18 protein-coding genes are annotated in these 20,306 nt (G+C 67.2%); 8 read left to right on the top strand and 10 right to left on the bottom strand.

Going from position 1 to position 20,306, the window contains the following annotated elements; genetic code table 11:
• Positions 1-17: 17 nt before the first annotated feature.
• The 8 genes from N5C88_RS29440 to N5C88_RS29475 are packed head-to-tail and all read right to left on the bottom strand — an operon-like array spanning position 18 to position 10,678.
• Complete coding sequence (locus N5C88_RS29440) at positions 18-1,259, bottom strand: SDR family NAD(P)-dependent oxidoreductase (RefSeq protein WP_280016756.1); 1,242 nt, start codon at positions 1,257-1,259, stop codon at positions 18-20.
• Entirely contained in the window at positions 1,256-2,422 is a 1,167-nt protein-coding gene (locus N5C88_RS29445) for a thiolase family protein (protein ID WP_059371596.1), read from the bottom strand. Before N5C88_RS29445 ends, N5C88_RS29440 begins: the two co-directional genes overlap by 4 nt.
• A complete protein-coding gene (locus tag N5C88_RS29450) occupies positions 2,419-4,053 on the bottom strand; it encodes an AMP-binding protein (protein WP_280016757.1) in 1,635 nt (544 codons plus the stop codon). The genes N5C88_RS29445 and N5C88_RS29450 overlap by 4 nt, the downstream gene beginning before the upstream one ends.
• Positions 4,054-4,062: 9 nt before the next feature.
• Entirely contained in the window at positions 4,063-4,554 is a 492-nt protein-coding gene (locus tag N5C88_RS29455) for an aromatic-ring-hydroxylating dioxygenase subunit beta (protein WP_118932372.1), read from the bottom strand.
• Positions 4,551-5,870, bottom strand: a complete 1,320-nt coding sequence (locus N5C88_RS29460) for an aromatic ring-hydroxylating dioxygenase subunit alpha (RefSeq protein ID WP_059371599.1) — start codon at positions 5,868-5,870, stop codon at positions 4,551-4,553. Before N5C88_RS29460 ends, N5C88_RS29455 begins: the two co-directional genes overlap by 4 nt.
• A 23-nt stretch (positions 5,871-5,893) precedes the next feature.
• Positions 5,894-6,871, bottom strand: a complete 978-nt coding sequence (locus N5C88_RS29465; protein WP_059371600.1) for a PDR/VanB family oxidoreductase — start codon at positions 6,869-6,871, stop codon at positions 5,894-5,896.
• Positions 6,872-6,897: 26 nt separating this feature from the next.
• On the bottom strand, positions 6,898-8,442 hold the full coding sequence (locus N5C88_RS29470; protein WP_280016758.1) for an indolepyruvate oxidoreductase subunit beta family protein: 1,545 nt from the start codon (positions 8,440-8,442) through the stop codon (positions 6,898-6,900).
• A gap of 13 nt (positions 8,443-8,455) precedes the next feature.
• Positions 8,456-10,678: an indolepyruvate ferredoxin oxidoreductase subunit alpha gene (locus N5C88_RS29475; RefSeq protein ID WP_280016759.1), complete on the bottom strand. Its 2,223-nt coding sequence runs from the start codon at positions 10,676-10,678 to the stop codon at positions 8,456-8,458.
• A 369-nt stretch (positions 10,679-11,047) separates the two neighbouring features.
• Between N5C88_RS29475 and N5C88_RS29480 the strand changes: the two genes are divergently transcribed.
• From N5C88_RS29480 to N5C88_RS29505, 6 genes are all read left to right on the top strand, one after another.
• On the top strand, positions 11,048-11,545 hold the full coding sequence (locus tag N5C88_RS29480; protein ID WP_054457381.1) for a MarR family winged helix-turn-helix transcriptional regulator: 498 nt from the start codon (positions 11,048-11,050) through the stop codon (positions 11,543-11,545).
• 189 nt (positions 11,546-11,734) lie between these two features.
• Positions 11,735-13,306, top strand: coding sequence for an ABC transporter substrate-binding protein (locus N5C88_RS29485; protein WP_059371603.1), 1,572 nt, complete (start codon positions 11,735-11,737; stop codon positions 13,304-13,306).
• Positions 13,307-13,390: 84 nt separating this feature from the next.
• Complete coding sequence (locus N5C88_RS29490; protein ID WP_280016760.1) at positions 13,391-14,380, top strand: ABC transporter permease; 990 nt, start codon at positions 13,391-13,393, stop codon at positions 14,378-14,380.
• Complete coding sequence (locus N5C88_RS29495; RefSeq protein ID WP_059371605.1) at positions 14,380-15,294, top strand: ABC transporter permease; 915 nt, start codon at positions 14,380-14,382, stop codon at positions 15,292-15,294. The genes N5C88_RS29490 and N5C88_RS29495 overlap by 1 nt, the downstream gene beginning before the upstream one ends.
• A gap of 7 nt (positions 15,295-15,301) precedes the next feature.
• Positions 15,302-16,282, top strand: a complete 981-nt coding sequence (locus N5C88_RS29500; protein WP_059371606.1) for an ABC transporter ATP-binding protein — start codon at positions 15,302-15,304, stop codon at positions 16,280-16,282.
• Positions 16,279-17,274, top strand: coding sequence for an oligopeptide/dipeptide ABC transporter ATP-binding protein (locus N5C88_RS29505; protein WP_118932369.1), 996 nt, complete (start codon positions 16,279-16,281; stop codon positions 17,272-17,274). Before N5C88_RS29500 ends, N5C88_RS29505 begins: the two co-directional genes overlap by 4 nt.
• Positions 17,275-17,332: 58 nt before the next feature.
• On the opposite strand, the gene N5C88_RS29510 is transcribed toward N5C88_RS29505, so the two are convergent.
• The gene (locus tag N5C88_RS29510) at positions 17,333-17,875 is read right to left on the bottom strand and encodes a hypothetical protein (RefSeq protein ID WP_059371608.1); all 543 of its coding nucleotides are present in this window, start codon (positions 17,873-17,875) and stop codon (positions 17,333-17,335) included.
• Positions 17,876-18,012: 137 nt separating this feature from the next.
• A complete protein-coding gene (locus N5C88_RS29515) occupies positions 18,013-18,810 on the bottom strand; it encodes a helix-turn-helix transcriptional regulator (RefSeq protein WP_251877767.1) in 798 nt (265 codons plus the stop codon).
• A gap of 100 nt (positions 18,811-18,910) precedes the next feature.
• Between N5C88_RS29515 and N5C88_RS29520 the strand changes: the two genes are divergently transcribed.
• Together N5C88_RS29520 and N5C88_RS29525 are read left to right on the top strand one after the other, a co-directional pair.
• Complete coding sequence (locus N5C88_RS29520; protein WP_251877765.1) at positions 18,911-19,831, top strand: DMT family transporter; 921 nt, start codon at positions 18,911-18,913, stop codon at positions 19,829-19,831.
• 108 nt (positions 19,832-19,939) lie between these two features.
• A partial coding sequence (locus tag N5C88_RS29525) for an ATP-binding cassette domain-containing protein (RefSeq protein ID WP_280016761.1) occupies positions 19,940-20,306 on the top strand: 367 nt, incomplete at its 3' end.

The following is a 20,306-nucleotide window of genomic DNA, read 5'->3' on the forward strand; positions in this document are numbered from 1 at the left end:
GTCGGGGCGGCGGGCCGTCAGGCTCCCAGTTCCCGTTCCAGTCCCTTGGGGTTCTCCGCCAGCCGGGCGCGGAATTCCTGCGCGACATCGCCGACATAGACGTCCTCGATGCCATCCTTCAACGCGCGCACGATGGCGGTGGCGATCGCCGCGGGCGCCACGCGCGGGGGCGGCGTGCGCTGCTCCCATTCGTGATCCACCGGCCCGGGGAACACGTTCACCACCCGCACGCCCGCGCCGCGCATCTCGGCGCGCAGGCATTGCGTCAGGGACAGCGCGGCCGCCTTGGACGCCGACCACATGCCGCGCGACGGCAGGTTCATGTGGGCGTAGATCGACAGCACGTTGACCCAGGCCGTGGCGCTGTTCACGCCGTCCGCGGCGCGTCCGCACAGGGCCGGGCCGAAGCTTTGCGCCAGCCGCATCAGCCCCAGCACGTTCACATCCATGGCGTCGCGCGCCGTATTCACGTCCTTGCGGTTCAGCAGCCCGCCTTCGCGTTCCAGGTCGGCGGTATTCACCAGGATCTCGACCTTGCCGCCGATGGAGGCGGCGACGCGTTCGACCGCATCGGTATCGGTCACGTCCAGCACCACCGCCTGCACGCGCGGGTCGGCCGCCAGCGCGTCGTAGGCGGCGTCGCGCTTCCAGGCCTGCGGGTCGCCCAGGAACACGGTCGGGCAGCCGGCGTCCAGCAGGGCGCGTGCCACCGCCTGGCCCACCGCCGACTTGCCGTCGGTGACGAGCGCGCGGCGGAACTTCGGATCGCACGAGGTTTCGCGCAGGGTCTTGTCGTCTTCCATGTTGGGCGTATTCCTTTCAGGCAGGGCGATCATCACGGCCTGGCCGCTGCGGTCCAGCTTCAGCGCCAGGCGCACGCGGTCGCCGTCGGCGCAGTCCTGGTGCACGTGCGCCACCACCGAGGGGCCGGCCGTCATGCGCACCGTGCCCACGCGCCAGGGCAGGCGTTCGCGGAAATACAGGTCGTTGCTGTGATGCAGGGTGGTGCTGACCAGCAGCACGCCGCTGGGATCGGCCGGACGCCAGGGCAGATGCTCGGACAGGCATTGGCCGCAGACCTCGCGGGGCGGGTACTGGACCGCGCCGCAGTCGGCGCAGGTCTGCAGGTCGAAGCGGCCCTCGGCGGCGGCGGCGGTCAGCCCCAGCGCGCTGCGGCTGCGCCAGCCCGGCGGCAGCGTCGGCTGGCGGGTGCGGGCGATCGGATTCTTGCGGGGCGGCTTGGCCAAGGGTTCGGTCATGCGTGGCTCCCCAGGATGGCCGCGGCGGTGCACAGCCCGCGGTCGTAATTGATCATGCCGAAGCCGCTCACCATGCCGAGGCGGGCGTCGGCTACCTGCGTGCCGCCGGCCGTGCCGCTCAACTGGCGCAGCGCCTCGACCATGCCCAGATAGCCGCCGGCCGCGCCGGCCTGGCCTACCGACAGCTGGCCGCCATTGGTGTTGAAGGGAAAGCTGCCGTCCACGGTGAAGCTGTGGCGGCGCACGAAGTCCGGCGCCTCGCCTTTGGGGCAGAAGCCCAGGTCTTCGATCTGCATCAGGTTGATGACGGGGTAGTCGTCGTAAGCCTGCAGGAAATCCATGTCGCCGGGCTGAACGCCAGCCTGGCCATAGAGCTCGTCCAGGTCCACGGTCCAGCCGCCGCGGGTCTGGATCGGGTCCTCGATCCAGGCGTTGTGGCGTTCGATGGTCGACAGGATGCGGGCGTAGGGCAGGTTCAGCGCGCGCGCCCGGTCTTCGCTCATGACCAGGAAGCCGTCGGCGCCGGCGCAAGGCATCACGCAATCGAACAGGTGTATCGGGTCGGTGATGACGCGGGCGTCCAGGTACTGGGCCAGCGTCAGCGGCTTTTTCATCAGCGCGTGCGGATAGCGCAGGGCGTTGTCGCGCTGCGCCACGCACAGCTTGCCGAAGTCCTCGCGGGTGGCGCCGGTCGTGCGCATGTAGTTGGCGGTCAGCAGCGCGAAGCTGGCGTTGGGTCCGCCCGCGCCATAGGGATAGACGGCGTCCTGCGCGAAGCGCGAGAACTGGCTGACCGTGTTGCGGAACGAGTCCACGTGGTTGGTGTCGCCGGCGATGCAGGCGACGATGCTGGCGTCGCCCGCCTGCACGGCGCGGGCCGCGCGGCGCAAGGCGGCCACGCCGCTGGCGCCGCCCATGGGGATGTGGTCCAGCCAACGCGGGCTCATGCCCAGGTGCTGCACCAGGCCGACGGCAGTGTCGGGGGCCAGCGTGAAGCTGGACACGCACAGTCCGTCCACCTCGGTCTTGGCGATGCCGGCCTGGCGGATCAGCGCGCCCAGCGCCCGCCCCAGCCACCAGTGGGCGGCATGGGTGGAATAGCGTTCGTACGGAATCGTGACGGGCAGAGCCGCCACCACGCCGTCATAGCCCAGGCGGCTCATCGCGCGGGCTCCTGGCGTTTCTTCATGTGGCCGGTGTCCACGCAGCGGGCCGTGCCGGGCAGCGTGGGCGCCAGGGCTTTCATTTCGCCGCGCTGGATCTTGTTGGTGGTGGTCAGCGGCAGGCTGTCGACGAAGGCGACGTAGCCGGGGGCCTTGTAATAGGCCAGTTGTTCCAGGCTCCATTGCACGATGCTGCGCGCGGCCTCGGCCATTGCGGCGCCCTCGGCCGGCAGGCTCTCGGGCACCACGCAGGCCAGCACTTCGTCGCCGCGCACCGCGTCGGGCACGGCGGCGACCGCCACGGCCTTCACCAGCGGATGCTGCAGCAGCACGCTTTCCACTTCCACGGCGGAGATGTTCTCGCCGCTGCGGCGGATCACGTTCTTCTTGCGGTCCACGAAGCGCAGCGCGCCATCGGCGTCGCGGCGCACGATGTCGCCGGTATGGAACCAGCCGTCTTCCCAGGCCTGGGAGGTCGCGTCCTCGTCCTTGAGGTAGCCGGCGAAGAAGCCGTAGCGCGGGTCGTCGCCGGCGTGGCGCACCAGCAGTTCGCCCGGTTCGCCGGCGGCGGCTTCCAAGCCGGAGTCGGCGACGATGCGCACCAGCACGTCGTCTTCCTCGCGGCCGAAGCAGCTGCTGCCGATGTGGCGCGGCTCATGGTTGGCGATGATGACGGCGCCCGCGCCCGTCTCTGTCATGGCCCAGGCTTCCAGCAGCGGAAAGCCGAAGCGCTCTTCAAACGGCTGGTGCAGCTTGCGGTCCACGCCCGCGCCGAAGCCGAAGCGGATGGCAGGCTGCTTGTCGCGGGCCGAAGGTTCGGCCTTCATCAGGATGGCGGGCATGATGCCCAGGTAGTGCAGCACCGTCGCGCCCGAGTCGCGCACGCTGTCCCACCAAGTCTTCGGGTGGAAGCGGTCCAGCGGGATCAGGCAGCCGCCGGTCAGCAGCATGGCCATGGCCGAATACGCCATGGCGTTCATGTGGACCAGGGGCAGCGGCGTCAGCATGCGTTCCTGTCCCGGGCGCAGCTCGCACAAGCCGCCGATGCGGGCGTACCAGCCTCCGGCGTGCAGGAAATAGCGGTTGGGCAGGATGCAACCCTTGGGCCGCCCGGTAGTGCCGGACGTGTAGAGCAGGGCGCATTCGGTCAGGACATCGGGCTCGCGGCCCGCCAGCGGCGCGGCGAACGGTGCGGCGGGAGGGGCATCGTCGGGACCCATCACGCGCAGTTCGCGGCCGGCGCGCGTTGCGGCGGCCAGCAGGTCGGCGTGGCGCTCGGGCAGCGCCACGGCCAGCGCGATCTCGGAGTGGCCCGTCAGGTATTCCAGTTCCGCTGCGCGCAGGTCGGGGTTGATGGGCACCACCGACACGCCCAACGCGTTCAGCGCGAACCAGTGCAGGAAGAAGGCAGGGCGGTTTTCCAGCAGCAGGCCGGCGCGGTGGCCATGGCCGTAGCCGGCGCGGGCATAGGCCGTGCGCAGGGCTTCGATGGCCTCGGCGGCATGGGCGTAGCTCAGTTCGCCCGCGGCGATGCCGTAGGCCTGCGCCGTTTCCGGCAGGATGCACAGGAAGGGCTGGGCGCCGTAGCGGGCCGCGGTGTCGCGGAATGCCTGATGGACCGTGGTGCTCACAAGCCGCTCCTACATGAACAATTGGATATTGCCGAAGGCCGCGTCGCAGTTGACGAGGTCCACGCGCTTGAGCCGGATGCGCAGCGCGCCGTCCCGCTCCACCAGATGGTGGGTGGCCCAGCCCGCGTACAGCGTCTGCGCGTCCTGCCGCGTCTCGACGTAATGAAAGGCGGTGCGCACCACGTGGCGGCCTTCGGCGGGGGCGGCATCGGGATGGCCGTGTTCCACCATGGGCGCCTGCAGCAAGTGATGGCAGCGGCTCTTGGGCTGTTGCGAGAACGTGCGCTGGCCGGCCAGGCGCTCGACGCGCACGCGCAGCAGCAGCTTGTCTTCGTACATGAGCGAGGCGTGCAGCTTGGGATCGGTCTGGCCATGGGCCAGCGGCATCCAGTAATAGCCGTCTTCGGTGTACAGGTTCAGCCAGTCCTCGAAGCGCAGCTCGTCCAGCATGCGCGCCTCGGCGTAGACAAAATCGATCAACTCGCGGTCGCTTGCGCTCATACCGACTCCGCTCCGGTCATGTAGCGGCCCCATGCGCGGTACTGGTTGCGCATCTGCCATTCATTGGTGCCATTGGTGGCGACGTTCTTCTGGCCGACCTCGTCGGGCGAGTACAGCCGGCCCACGTTGACCCAGTCCCGCGCCCGCGATTGCAGGCCGTCCTGGGCGCGCTCGTACATTTCCAGGTCGTCGTGCCCGACCACCGAGGTCGGCGCGTTGATGAGGCGGTTGTACATGAGCGTGCGCTCCAGCAGCAGGTCGGGCGCGCCCACCAGGCGGAAGGTCCAGGACTCCACCAACGTGCGGTCGGCGGCGATCGGCTTGAACACGCGCAGCGTCTGGATCGGGCCCTTGACCATGATGTTGGGGAAATACACGGTGTTGTGGCGCACGTCGCCCAGGATCTGCTTGGCGCGGTCCTCGCCGTAGGCCGCCACCATGGAGTCCCAGTAGCCCGGAATGCCGGAATACGAGGCATGGATGGAGTCCGACACGCCGGTATGGCCGTGGCCGTTCTCCCACACGCGGATGCCCATGTTCTCGAAGAACTCGTAAGGCGAGATGAAGGGCGCGAACAACTCGACGGCCATGGGTTTGGGCGTGCCTTCCGGCGCCTGTTCCCAGACCTTCACGGCGGTGCCTGCCGAGGACTCGTGCGCCACCATCGGGTGGCAGGTGTCGGTCTGGTTGTCGACCAGCATCTTCCAGTTGCAGCGGTGCATGTAGCGCAGCACGCCGCCGGCGACTTCCAGCCGGCCTTCGGGCGAGCGGTCCACCATGTTGTCCAGGGTGGACAGGGACTCGCCGAAGAAGTCCTCGAAGGACTGGCCTTCCGGGTTCAGGCGGCAGAACACGAAGCCGCGATGGTTCTTCACGTCCTTCACGGCGGCCATGCCCTGGCTCGCTTCGCAGTTTTCCAGGCCGGTGTTCTCGTAGCCCTTCTTCAGGGGGATGGACAGCAGGCTGCCGTCGGTCTTGAAGGTCCAGGCGTGATAGGGGCAGCGGAAGAACTTGCCGGTGTTGCCGCAGGCGTCGCCCGCCACCATGGTGCCCTTGTGCGGGCAGCGGTTGTGCAGCACCCGCACCGTGCGGTCGCTGTGGCGCACCATCACCACCGGCTGGTTGCCCACCGTGGTGGTGATGTAGTCGCCCGGATTGGGAACCTGGCTGTCGTGGCCGACGTAGACCCAGGTGTTGGCGTACAGGCGCTCCATCTCCAGCTCGAACAGCTCCTGGTCGATGAACAGGTCCTTGTGCACCTCGGTGTCGCGCAGCAGGGCGCGGATGGCGTCGGGGTTGTCGCGGTATTTGGCCATGATGGCGCTTCCTTGCGTCGGGGCTACAGGTCCAGCACCAGGCGCGCCGATTTCGCGCGCGAGATGCAGATCTGGATGATCTTGCCGCTGGCCTTCTCGGTGTCCGAGAGGTAGTAGTCGCGGTGGTCGGGTTCGCCTTCCAGCACGGTGGCCTGGCAGACGCCGCATTCGCCGCGCTTGCAGTCGTACATCGGGTCGCAGCCTTCTTCTTCCATGACGTCGATGATGGTCTTGTCGGCGGGGATGGTCAGCACCCGGCCGGACTGGCGCAGCTCGACTTCGAAGGGCTGGTCGCCGGCCTGCGGCGCGGCGGTGGCGAAGAGTTCGAAATGGATATGGGCGTCGGGCCAGTGGCGCGCGTGCGCGCCCTGGATGACCGCGTCGATCAGGCCCTTGGGGCCGCAGACGTACAGGTGCTGGCGCGGCGATGACGCGGCCAGCAGAGCCTGCAGGTCGAAGCGGCAGGAAGGATCGTCGTCGGCGTGCAGGCTCAGGTCATCGCCGGCCAGGGCCTGCAGTTCGGGCAGGAAGGCCAGCTGGTCCTTGCTGCGGCCGCAGTAATGCAAATGGAAGGCGCGGCCCGCGGCCTTGAGCGCGGCGGCCATGGAGGCCACCGGCGTGATGCCGATGCCGCCCGCGATCAGCACCACGGGTTCGTCGCCGGCAGGCGATTCGTGCAGCGGGAAATCGTTCTTCGGGCCTTCGACCGTGAGCGTGTCGCCCTCGGCCAGCGCATGCATGTGGCGCGAGCCGCCCTGGCTGGTTTCCTCCAGGCGCACGCCGAGCCGGTATTCCGCGGGCTGGGCGAACTTGCCGGCTTCCGGCGCCAACTGCACCAGCGAATAGCAGCGCGGCTCGCGCAGGCCCGGCACCGTCACCTTCAGGTGCGCGCCCGGTCCGAAGGCGGGCAGGGGGCCGGCGTCCTCGCGCGCCAGCCGGAACGAGCGGATCAGCGGCGATTCCTGCCGGACTTCCCGGACGATGAGTTTCAGTGTCTGCACGGCGTTTGTCCCTATCTTTGCTTGTCTCAGGCCGCCAGCTTTTCAGCCAGCTGGCGTTCCATGGGGCCGCATTTTTCGTTGGCCAGCGCGGTTTCGCGCAGCGAACGCAGCGTCTCGGCGGCGTCGGGCCGGCCGGCCAGTTGTTCCGCCGCGGCGATCAGCTGGCGGTACTTGCCGCCGCCGCGCACGTGGGTGTCGCTATAGCCCTTGACCAGGCGGCGGCAATTGACGGTTTCGACGGCCAGCGCGTAGTCGCGCGGGGCCAGGCGGGCGATCAGGTCCAGCCATTGCGTGAGGCCGGCGGCCTCGGTCTGATGGCGCAGCGTGCTGCGGCGGAAGCGCCGCATGCCCGCCAGGGTGTAAAGCATCAGGAATCCGCCCAGCGTGCCGCTCTGCATGCGGCGGCCGTGGCCCAGGCGGCGTTCGACGAAGCCGCCGAAGGCCTTGGAGCCTTCGAGCCAGCGGCCCAGGCCCGCCGGCAACGTGCCGCAGATTTCTTCCAGGCGCGGGTGCATGAATTCCGTGGTGTAGACCAGCTGGTCCGGGCGCGCGCCGACTTCCTGGCGCACGCGGTCGAAACGCGTGGCGCGGGTCTTCAGGTCGGCGACGCGGATCACGTCGTCGTAGGCCATGGCCGTGGCCACGTAGCGCGCGGCGGCACAGGTCAGCGCCCATTGCCGGGCCTCGCCGCCATGCGCGGCGTCCAGGTCGCGGATGGCCTTCATGTGGCGCAGGTACTCGGCGGCATAGGCCAGGTCCTGGAATTCGATCTGGCGGCGCGTGCCCGCGGCCAGCATGGGCTGCGCACAGGCGGGAAAGTCGCGCTTGATCGTGTCCAGCAGGGCCTGCGTCTTGGGGCTGGCGGCGCGTTCCGGCACGGTCGGCACCGGCCGCGCCAGATCGATGGGAGCCGGCTGCGCGGGCGCCTGGTCGGCGGACTCGTAGCCCAGCGCGAAGGCGCGCAGGCTGGCTTCCACGCCCAGGCCGGCGCGCCGCACCGTGGCTTCGAAGTCGTCGCGCGAGAAGGGCAGGGCGCCGCTGCCGGCCACCGCGCCGAACAGGCTGGCGCTGATGACGCTGCCGGCGCGGTCGGCCAGGTCCTGCAGGTCGAAGCAGAGGAAGCGTTTGGCCGCGGCGCGGCCCGCTTCCAGCACCTTGTTGGGATCGGCGATGCCGTTGCCGGGCGCGGATTTTTCGCTGACGGCGTAGCTGCGGTGCGAAGAAGTCAGCAGCACGGTGCGTTCCGGCGTGACCAGTCCGCGCTGGATGGCGCGGCCGCCTTCCATCAGTTCTGCGGCGACCACCAGGTCGACGTCGCCCGGGGTGGGCATCAGCGCCAGCGCGGGTTGCCGTCCGGCGCGCTGCACTTCGGCTTCGGGCAGCAGTTCCAGGTAGTAGATGGTGGCGCCGGTGCGCTGGGCCACGCCCGGCACCGAGGTGGTCTGGGCCCACCAGCCGGCGTGCTCGGCCATGTCGACGATCCAGTCGGCCAGCACGCCGCCGCCCTGGCCGCCCATGGCCAGGATGGCGATCTTGATCGGATTGGCTTGTTGCATAGCGGCCGGGTTCATGGAACTGGAATCCTCAGAGGGCGTGGTGGGCCAGGCGCGCGGCGCGGCGCCGTTGCAGGAAGCCGATGACGGCGGTGCGCATGCGCGCCAGGAAACGGTCGCGGCCGGTCGGGTTGTGGACGATGTCGGCGCGGTAGAAGGACGGGCAGAGCACCGCGGCATGGGCGACTTCGCCGCAGTTGCCGCAGCCCACGCAGCTGCTTTCCACGTGCGCCACCGGATCTTCCTTCAAGGGGTCGCCGCTGTCCTTGACCGTCAACGACGGACAGCCCGACAGGCGGATGCAGGCGTGGTCGCCGGTGCAGACGTCGGGGTCCACGCCGAAGCGTTCCTTCACCACCCGCTTGCCTTCCTTCACCGCCTTGTTGAACAGCGGCTTGATGCGGCGCTGCTTGTTCAGCATGCATTCCGATTGCGCGATGATGACCTTGGGACCCTTGATGTCGGTGGTCAGCGCCTCTTCGATGGTGGCGCGCACCTTGGCCACGTCATAGGTGCGGTCCAGCGTGCGCACCCACTTCACGCCCACGCCGCGCACGGCCTGGTCGATGGGGTTGTTGGTGGAGCGGTCCGGATTTTCGGCGCGCGAGGACAGGATGTCCTGCCCGCCCGTGGCCGAGGCGTAGAAGTTGTCGACGATGACGATGACGCCGTCGTACTTGTTGAATACCGCGTTGCCGATGCCGGAGGACAGTCCGTTATGCCAGAAGCCGCCGTCGCCCATGATGGAGATGGGGCGCTTGGCGGCCGGCACGTTGAAGGCCGCCGCGCTGGAGGCGCCCAGGCCGTAGCCCATGGTGGTGGCGCCCAGGTTGAACGGCGGCAGGATCGAGAACAGGTGGCAGCCGATGTCGCAGGAAATGTGGTGCTGGCCCAGCGTTTCCTGCGCCAGGGTCAGGGCCGAGAAGATCGGCCTTTCCGGACAGCCCGTACAGAAGCCCGCGGGCCGCGGCGGCACCACGGCCGCCAGGCCTTCGACGTGCTTGTGGAAAGTGATGGGCTGCTCGGCCGGACGCGCGGGCTTGGGCCGCGCCACTTCGGTGATCTGGAGCTGGCTTGCCGTGGCCTGGGCGTCGGCGGCGGCGGCGGGGTGCGTCTGCAGCGATTCCGGGCGCTGCCGCTTGAGGAATTCGCGCAGGCCGTCGCGCATGACCTGGGTGGTGTATTCGCCCGCCATCGGCAGCACGTCCTTGCCGGACAGCTTGGTGTCGATGCCGGCGCGGCGCAGCACGGTGTGCAGGTTCTGTTCGATGTAGTCCGGCTGGCCTTCTTCCAGCAGCAGCACGGCGCGCTTGCCGCGGCAGAAATCGATGACCTCGTCCTCGATCACCGGGTACGTCACGTTCATGACGTACAGCGGGATGCGGCTGTTGCCGAAATTGTCGGCCAGGCCCAGCAGTTGCAAGGCGCGGATGACGCCGTTGTAGAGGCCGCCTTGCAGGATCAGTCCGATATCGTCCTGGTCGCCGTCGAAGTGCTCGTTGAGCTTGTGCTCCTTGATGTAGCGGATGGCGGCGGGCCAGCGTTCCTTGATCTTTTCCTGCTCATGCAGGAAGGACGCAGGCGGCAGCACGATGCGGCTGGTGTCGCGCGCCGGGCTTTCCAGCGCCTGCGCCAGCGAGAAGGCGGGACGCTTGTTTTCCTTGGCGATGAAGCGGCCGTGCACGTGGCAGCCGCGGATGCGCAGCTGCAGCATCACGGGCGTCTTGCTGGCTTCGGACAGTTCGAAGCCGTCTTCCACCGCCTTGACCATGCTTTCCAGATTGGGGCGCGGATCCAGCAGCCAGATCTGCGACTTCATGGCGAACGCGTGCGAGCGTTCCTGCATGATGGAAGAACCTTCGCCGTAATCCTCGCCCACGATGACCAGCGAGCCGCCGGTGACGCCGCCGGAAGCCAGGTTGGCCAGCGCGTCGGACGCGACGTTGGTGCCCACGGTGGACTTCCAGGTGACCGCGCCGCGGATCGGATACATGACCGAGGCGGCCAGCGTGGCCGCCGCGGTGGCTTCGGAGGCGCTGGCCTCGAAGTGCACGCCCAGTTCCTGGAGGATGTCGTTGGCGTCGGCCAGCACGTCCATCAGATGCGAGATCGGCGAACCCTGATAGCCCGCGACGTAGCCCACGCCGGACTGCAGCAAGGCCTTGGTGACCGCAAGAATGCCTTCTCCGCGGAACTCTTCGCCCGCGCCGATGCGCAACTGCTGGACTTCTTTCTTGAAAGACCTTTCAGCCATCTGGCACTCCTTCGCGGCCCGGCCTGCGGGTCCTCAATGGTTGCTGCTTTGCAGCATCGTCACGTCAGGGAAATCTCGTCTTAAAAATACTTTAGGAGTCAACGTTTTAGCTGTCAATAAAAAAGATGAAATTTCATGGAAAACAAAAAATATCACGCTAAAACAATGACGTATATACTCGTTGTTCTCTAGTTTGCAGCGCTGTTCCGGCGCTGTAGTGGTGCAAAAACGGGTTGCGATTCCGGGTATACCCTGTGCTGCGCAACAGCATTGCGACACATCATGGCGCGCGTTTGCGCCAGCGTGGTGCAATGCGCATTTCGTCGGGCCGCGTCGGCCCTGGTTTCCGGTGCGTGGGAGCAAAGCAACATGCGGTTGGACAAGCAGCGGGACACGGACGCGGCGGCGCACAAAGGTCGCTTCGTCGATGGCTATCTGGCCTATCTGCTGGCGCAGGCCAGCCAGCGCATTTCGGCGGAATTCCATCTCCAGGTAAAGGCGGCCGGCCTGTCGGTGACCGAATGGCGGGTGCTGGCCAGCCTGGAGGGCAGTCCCGGTGAAACCATAGGCACGCTGGCGGTGCTGGCGATTACCAAGCAGCCCACCTTGAGCAAGGTGGTGCAGCGCATGGAGGCCGAAGGGCTGGTGGCGCGCACGGGCGTGCGGGCGGACCGGCGCCAGACCCGGGTCTGCATCACGACCAAGGGCACCAACCTGATCGCCGCGCTGTGCGAACAGGCCTTGCAGCACCAGAAGGCCGTGCTCGCCCCGTTCGGCGAGGAAAAGGCCGCGATGCTGATCGACATGCTGGAAGTGCTGATGACCGAGCACGTGCCGCTGGAATTGTCGGCGCCGGACGAGGAATAGACGGGGGACAGGGGCGGGCCGCATGCCCAACACTGTTTACTTCGATTATTTTGTTACAAGCTTATGTGTCCCCTATTGGTTCTCCCTCTGTGAAAACCGTCTACGGTACGCATAAACCCTCAATTGACGGAGGTCTTGCGGCTAGGCAATATCGCGCCGGTATTCAGACTACAGTCAGGAGTTGAACCTATGCGCCGCACTTTGATTGCTATCGCGATCGCCGCCGCCGTTGCCGTGCCCACGATCGGGCAGGCCAAGACCTTCCGCTGGGCCGCCCAGGGCGACATCCTCACCTTCGATCCGCACTCGCAGAACGAAGGCATGACCATCGCCGCTAACAGCTATGTCTACGAACCGCTGGTGGACTACGACAAGTCCTTCAAGGTCAACCCGCGCCTGGCGACGGAATGGGAGCAGGTTTCGCCCACGCTGTACCGCTTCAAGCTGCGCCCCGGCGTGAAGTTCCACGACGGCGCCGCCTTCACCGCCGACGACGTGGTGTTCTCGATCCACCGCGCCATGGCGCCCACCTCGAACTACAAGGCCTACACCACCGGCATCAAGGAAGCGCGCAAGATCGACGACCTGACGGTCGAGATCGAAACCTCGGCGCCCAATCCGGTGCTGCTGCGCCAGCTGACCAACGTGTTCATCATGAACAAGGCCTGGTCGGAAAAGAACAACGTCGCCAAGCCGCAGGACTACGTCAACAAGGAAGAGACCTACGCCGCGCGCAATACCAACGGCACCGGCCCCTACAAGCTGAAGTCGCGCGAAGTGGACGTGCGCACGGTGTTCGAGGAAAACAAGGACTGGTGGAACAAGGGCGGCAAGGTCGGCAACGTGACCGAGGTCGTGTTCACGCCGATCAAGCAGAACGCCACGCGCACCGCGGCGCTGCTGTCGGGCGAAATCGACTTCGTGCTGGATCCCGCCGCCCAGGACCTGGACCGCCTGCGCCAGTCGGCCAAGGTCGTGGAAGGCAACGAGTACCGCACCATCTACCTGGGCCTGGACCAGAAGCGTCCGGAACTCCAGTACTCCAACATCAAGGGCAAGAACCCGTTCCAGGACATCCGCGTGCGCGAGGCGCTGTACCGCGCCATCGACGTGGACGCCATCAAGCGCGCCGTGATGCGCGGCCTGTCCGCGCCCACCGGCACGATGATCGCGCCGCAGGTGCACGGTTGGGCCCAGCAGCTGCAAGCGCGCGTGCCTTACGATCCGGAAAAGTCCCGCGCCCTGCTGAAGGAAGCCGGCTACGACGGCACGCTGAACTTCACGCTGGACTGCCCGAACAACCGCTACATCAACGACGAAGCCATCTGTCAGGCGGTCGTCGGCATGTGGGCCAAGGTCGGCGTCAAGGCCACCATGAACGCCATGCCGCGTTCCACCTATTTCCCCAAGGTGCAGTCGTTCGACACCAGCGCCTACCTGTTCGGCTGGGGCGTGCCCACGTTCGACGCCATGTACACGCTGCAGAACCTGATCCGCACCAAGGGCGAGGGCGCTGACGGCATGTACAACCTGGGCAACTACAGCAACAAGGAACTGGACGTCATCATCGACCGGATCAAGACGGAAACCGATCCGGCCAAGCGCGATGCCGACATCATCACCGTGCTGCAAGGGCACGCCAAGGACTTCGGCCACATCCCGCTGCACGACCAGGTCATTCCCTGGGCCATGCGCAAGAACGTCACGGTCATCCACCGTGCCGACAATCGCCTCGTTGCCGATTGGGTCAAGGTTGACTGATCCAGGCTAATCAAACGGCGCAGCCCGTCGGCCTGTTCATGGTGAACAGGCCGACGGGTTTTCGCTGTTACGCCTTTTCCGCCTATGTTTGCTTTCATACTGCGTCGCCTGTTGCAGGCCGTAGCGGTGATGCTCACCGTCGCGCTACTGGCCTTTGTGCTTTTTCAATACGTCGGCGACCCTGTCACCATCATGCTGGGGCAGGACGCCACCGATGCCGAACGCATCGAACTACGTGAGCGCCTGGGGCTGAACGAGCCCGCCATCGTCCAATTCGGCCATTTCGTGGTCAACGCCCTGCAGGGCAATTTCGGCATATCCCTGCGTCAGAGCGAACCCGTTTCCACCCTGCTGAAATCCCGCCTGCCGGCCACGCTGGAACTGTCCATGGTGGCCGCCTTGCTGGCGCTGCTGGTGGGCGTGCCGTTGGGCGTGTACACGGCGCTCAAGCGCAACAGCCTGCTGTCCCAGCTGCTGCTGGCCGGTTCGCTGCTGGGCGTGTCGCTGCCTACCTTCCTGATCGGCATCCTGCTGATCCTGGTGTTCTCCGTGCAACTGGGCTGGCTGCCCAGCTACGGGCGGGGCGACACCGTGAGCGTGGGCTGGTGGTCCTCGGGCCTGTTCACCGCCACGGGCTGGAAGCATCTCATCCTGCCGTCCATCACCCTGTCGCTGTTCCAGATGACCCTGGTGCTGCGCCTGGTGCGTTCGGAGATGCTGGAGGTGCTGCGTTCGGACTACATCAAGTTCGCCCGCGCCCGCGGCCTGAAGCGCCGCGCCATCCACTTCGGCCACGCGCTGAAGAACACCATGGTGCCGGTCATCACCATCACCGGCCTGCAGCTGGGCGGCATCATCGCCTTTGCCATCGTCACGGAAACCGTGTTCCAGTGGCCGGGCATGGGCCTGCTGTTCATCCAGGCGGTGCAATTCGCCGACGTGCCGGTCATGGCGGCCTACCTGTGCCTGATTGCGCTGGTGTTCGTGGTGATCAACCTGATCGTCGATCTTTTGTATTTTGTCGTGGACCCGCGCCTGCGTTCCGGGCTGACCCGCGGCGGGGGGGCTCACTGATGCGCGCCGTACTCAAACGCTGGTGGGACAGCGACATCGCCTGGGCCTGGCGCCGGGCGCCCGTGGCCATCGTCGCCACCGTGATGCTGGCGCTCCTGCTGATCGGCTCCTTCGGGGCCGGTTGGGTGGCGCCGCACAACCCGTTCGACCTGACCAAGGTGGAACTGCTGGACGCCTTGCTGCCGCCCGCCTGGGAGGCCAATGGCCTGCCCACCTATCTGCTGGGCACCGACAGCCAGGGCCGCGACCTGTACTCGGCCATTCTGTACGGCACGCGCGTGTCGCTGCTGATCGGCCTGGCCTCGGTGCTGCTGTCCATGGTGATCGGCATCGTGCTGGGGCTGATCTCGGGCTACGCGGGCGGGCGCATCGACGCCTTCATCATGCGTATCGCCGATGTGCAGCTGTCGTTCCCCGCCATTCTGATCGCGCTGCTGATCGACGGCGTGGCGCGGGCGGCGGTGCCGCGCGATCTGCACGAGCTGATCGCCTTCCCGGTGCTGATCGGCGCGATCGCGCTGGCGGGCTGGCCGCAGTATGCGCGCACGGTACGCGGCTCCACCCTGGTGGAGAAGAACCGCGAATACGTGCAGGCGGCGCGCGTGATCGGCGTGGCCTCGCCCGTCATCATGTTCCGCCACGTGTTGCCCAATGTGCTGGGTCCGGTGCTGGTGCTGGCCACGGTGCATCTGGCCACGGCCATCATCACGGAAGCCACGCTGTCGTTCCTGGGCGTAGGCGTACCGCCGACCGCGCCGTCGCTGGGCACGCTGATCCGCATCGGCAACGACTTCCTGTTTTCAGGGGAATGGTGGATCACCATCTTCCCCGGCGCGGCGTTGGTGCTGCTGGTGCTGTCGGTCAACTTGCTAGGCGACTGGCTGCGCGATGCGCTCAACCCCCGGCTGAATTGAGGTTTACATGAGCGCACTTCTAGAAGTCCGCAATCTGCGCGTGGAATTCCCCACGCGCCGCGGCACGCTGCGCGCCCTGGACGACGTGTCCTTTTCCATCCAGGCTGGCGAAGTCCTGGGCGTAGTGGGCGAATCCGGCGCCGGCAAATCCTTGACCGGCGCATCCATCATCGGCCTCCTGGAGCCGCCGGGGCGCATCGCCGCGGGCGAGATCCTGCTGGCGGGCCGCCGCATCGACAACCTCCCCGACGAGCAGATGCGCCGCGTGCGCGGCCGCGAGATCGGGGCAGTGTTCCAGGATCCGCTGACCTCGCTGAACCCGCTGTACACGGTGGGCCGGCAATTGGCGGAAACCATCGTGACGCACCTGGACTTGAGCTGGTCCCAGGCGCGCGAACGGGCGGTGGAGCTGCTGGCATCGACTGGCATTCCGGCCGCGCGGGAACGCATCGACCATTACCCGCACCAGTTTTCCGGCGGCATGCGCCAGCGCGTGGTGATCGCGCTGGCCCTGGCGGCCGAACCCAAGCTGGTGGTGGCGGACGAGCCCACGACCGCGCTGGACGTGTCGATCCAGGCGCAGATCATCGAACTGCTCAAGCGCCTGTGCCGCGAAAATGGTACGGCGGTGATGCTGATCACGCACGACATGGGCGTGATCGCCGAGACCGCCGACCGCGTCGCGGTGATGTACGCGGGCCGCGTGGCCGAGATCGGCCCGGTGGCCGACGTGATTCACAAGCCGCGCCATCCCTACACGACGGGGCTGATGGGATCGATTCCGTCGCTGGAAGGGCATTCCGAACGGCTGGTGCAGATCGACGGCAGCATGCCGCGCCTGAACGCCATTCCGCCAGGCTGCGCCTTCAATCCGCGCTGCGGCCAGCGCCTGCCGCGCTGCGGCGTGGAGCGTCCGGAGCTGATGGCGGCCGGCACGTCCCGCGCGGCCTGTTGGCTGCACGACAACAACGATAAGGTGGCCGCATGACGACGCCCTTGGTGGAAGTAAAGGACGCCGCGCGCTGGTTCGATGTGTCGCCGCCGTGGCTGGAACGCAAGCTGGCGGGCAAGCCGCGCGTGATGCTGCGCGCCGTCGATGGGGTGTCGTTCGAGATCGCGCGCGGCGAAACGCTGGCGCTGGTGGGCGAATCGGGCTGCGGCAAGTCGACCGTGGCGCGCATGCTGGTGGGGCTGTACGGTCTGACCCGCGGCGATATCCGCTTTGACGGCCAACCGCTGTCGCGCATGTCGGAGCCGGGCGGCCGCGCCTTGCGCAAGCGCCTGCAGATGATCTTCCAGGATCCCTATGCCAGCCTGAATCCGCGCTGGCGCGTGGGCCGCATCATCGCCGAACCCATGCTGACCCATACCGCCATGACGCCTGACGAGCGCAGCGCGCGCGTGGGCGAGCTGCTCAAGCAGGTGGGCCTGGACCCGGCCGACCAAGGCCGTTATCCGCACCAGTTTTCAGGCGGCCAGCGCCAGCGCATCTCGATCGCGCGGGCGTTGGCGGTGAATCCGGAATTCCTGGTGTGCGACGAGCCGACCTCGGCGCTGGACGTGTCGGTGCAGGCGCAGGTGCTGAACCTGATGAAGGATCTGCAGCGCAACCTGGGGCTGACCTATCTGTTCATTTCCCACAACCTGGCGGTGGTGCACCACGTGGCCGACCGGGTGGGGGTGATGTACCTGGGCCGCATGGTGGAGGTGGCGCCGCGCGACGAGCTGTTCGCGCGGCCGCGGCATCCGTACACGCGCATGCTGCTGGAGGCCATTCCCGACATCAATGGCGCGGGCAAGCCGCGCACCGCGGTGGCGGGCGAGGTGCCCAATCCGCTGAACCCGCCGTCGGGCTGCACCTTTCATCCGCGCTGCCCGCATGCGAACGAGCGCTGCAAGTCCGAGGCGCCGGTGGCGATGGCTGCGGGAGTGTCGGTGGTGGCCTGCCACGCCGTGCAGGAAGGGCGGATCTCGGTCTGACCCGCGGACGGCGCGGTTGCGCGGCCATGCCGGCCGCAACCCGCCGTCCGGCGCTGGCTCAGTGGCGGTGGTTGTGGTCGTGAGGATGATCGTGGCCGTGGCCGTCCGCATCATCCTCATCGTCCTCGTCCGCTTCGTCCTCGTCGTCTTCGTCGTCCTCCGCGTCCGGATCTTCCGGCACGGGTTCTTCCGACAGGGCGAACGGCAGCACGTCTTCCAGACTGTCGGACCAGGCCGATTCTTCGCCGTCGTGGTCCAGTTTGATGAAGCGCTCGCCCTCGTTCAGCGAGATCTCGATGGCCCAGAGATAGAGGCAGTCGTAGGTGTCGTCGTCGGACTGGGGCAGGCCGCCGCGGTTGCCCAGCAGGCGGGCGCCGGCGCCGCCCAGCTGCACGTGGGTCTGGTCCTCGTCGGGCTTGGCGTTTTCATCCATGGGCACGCCATAGGTCACCCATTCGGTGCCGTCATCGCCCAGCACCACTTCGGCCAGCACGGGCTTGCCCAGGTACGCGCTCAGCGCGTCGGCGGTCTTGGCCAGCATGTCCAGTTCAGCGGCGCTGAAGTGGGTCAAGGAGGCGGGGGGAGTGGCGGAGGCAGACATGAAGAGGTTCCTGGGCGCGATGAAGCCGCGACGGCACGGCAAGATACGGGCCTGCTGGCAGACCCTGGCTACAGCCGTATTGTCTCGCGATCGGCCGCGTCTTGCATCAGGCGCTTGGATTACGCGGTTCTCCGGGGTCATGGCGCGGGGGCGCCGCCCTGGCTGCGCCTGCGCGCGTTGTCCGGCGACTCGCCGGTGAGCCGCTGGAACATGGCGATGAAGGCCGAGGGCGTGCTGTAGCCGAGCTCGCGCGCCACGGACTGGACCGGCCGGCCGGCATCCAGCATGCCCAGGGCGCTGACCACGCGCAGCCGCAGACGCCATTCATTGAACGACATGCCCAGGTGCAGTTGGCAATGGCGCAGCAGCGTGCGTTCGGTAATGCCCGCCGTGGCGGCCCAGTGCGCGGCGCCGCGCTTGTCGCCGGGACTGTGTTGCAGCGCCGACAGGATGGGCGCCAGCAAAGGATCGGAGGTGGACGGCAGGTAGCTGGCGTAAGCCCGCGCCTGGCGCGCCTGGTCGATGACGATCTGCGCCATGCGCCGGTCTTCCGGCGTATCCGGATAGCTGATGCCGCGCCGTTCGAAGTCGGCCAGGATCGCGCGCATGACCGGGCTGATCTCGAGCGTGCACGGTTCCGCAGGCAGGCCGGCGCAGGCCGCGGCCGGGATGTCGATGCAGGCGTAGTGCACCTCGCCTTCGTTCTGGCAGCAGTGCTCGACATGCGGTGGAATCCAGATGGCGTACTGCGGCGGCGACAGGTAGGTGACGCCGCGGATGCCGATTTCCATGATGCCGGAGATCGCGAAGTTCAGTTCCGCCCAGGGCGAGCTGTGGCGCTTCATGCGCGAGTTCGGCGTGAAATGCAGGATGCGGCAGGCCAGCGGATAGGGCAGGTGGCTGGCCAGGGCAGGCGCGGTATCGATGCCGGGCATGTCGGAACTTCGTCTGGTTTTGTCTGTTTTTCATTATATACATCAGGTCGGACAGATCCTACACTGGCCCTGTCTCATCTACGCCTGTGCATTGCCCCTCATGACCCGTGCTTCTTCTCCCCATGTTCCCGCCCGTTATCTGCTTTATCCGCTGCTGGCGGCCCTGATCTGGTCGGTCAACATGATCGTCACCAAGATGGCGGCCAGCGCCATCGCGCCGGCCGCCATCGGTTTCTACCGCTGGGCCCTGGCCGGCGTGGTGCTGACGCCGTTCGTGCTGCCGGGCGTCTGGGCGCAGCGCCGCCAGATCCTGCCCCACCTGCCCAAACTGGCGGTGCTGGGGGGCTTGGGCATGGCCCTGTACCAGGGCCTGGCCTATGTGGCGGCCGCCAGCACCACCGCGACCAATATGGGCATCATCACGGCGATGATTCCATTGATGACCATCGCGGTGGTGGCGCTGCTGCTGCGCGAACTGCCCTCGGTCATGGCCATGCTGGGCGGCCTGCTGTCGCTGGCGGGCCTGGCCCTGCTGATCGGCGAGGGCGATCCCGCCCGGCTGCTGGAAGTGGGCGCCAACCGCGGCGACCTGCTGATGGGTGTGGGCGCGTTGGCCTATGCGCTGTACGGCGTGCTGCTGCGCCGCTGGGCATTGCCGGTGGGGCCGTGGCAGTCGCTGTATGTGCAGGTGGCTTTCGGCGTGCTGTTCCAGCTGCCGGCTTTCCTGATGGCGCCGCCTTCGCCGCTCAACGGCGACAACCTGCCGCTGGTGCTGTATGCGGCGGTGTTCCCGTCGCTGTTCGCGCCCTTCCTGTGGATGCAGGGCGTCAAGCACCTGGGCCCCAACCGCGCCAGCATTTTCCTCAACCTCATGCCGGTAGCCACGGTGGCGATCGCGGCCGTGTTCCTGGATGAAAAACCCCATCTGTTCCACATCGTCGGCGGGGCGATGGCGCTGGCCGGCGTGATGCTGGCGCAGATGCGCGCCGGCGGCCGGGCGGCGCGGCCCAAGGCCGCCTGAAGGGGCGGTTCCGCGGCGCGGGCCGGCCATTTGGCGGTGGACATACGCGGGTCAGGGTTCCGGCCTACAATCGACGATTCATCAGCTATATCTCCTATATACGAGCCCATGGCCCAATACGTCTACACCATGAACCGCGTCGGCAAGATCGTGCCGCCCAAGCGGCAGATCCTGCGCGACATTTCGCTTTCGTTTTTTCCTGGCGCCAAGATCGGCGTGCTGGGCCTGAACGGCTCGGGCAAGTCGACGCTGCTGAAGATCATGGCCGGCGTCGATAAGGAAATCGAAGGCGAAGCCATTCCCATGCCGGGCCTGAACATCGGCTACCTGCCGCAGGAACCGCAGCTCAACCCCGAGCACACGGTGCGCCAGTCGGTGGAAGAGGGCCTGGGCGCCGTCGTCACGGCCAAGAAGCGCCTGGACGAGGTTTATGCCGCCTACGCCGAGCCGGACGCCGATTTCGACGCGCTGGCCG

Origin of the sequence: Achromobacter sp. GD03932 (genome assembly GCF_029839485.1) — a bacterium.
Taxonomy (GTDB): domain Bacteria; phylum Pseudomonadota; class Gammaproteobacteria; order Burkholderiales; family Burkholderiaceae_B; genus Achromobacter; species Achromobacter bronchisepticus_A.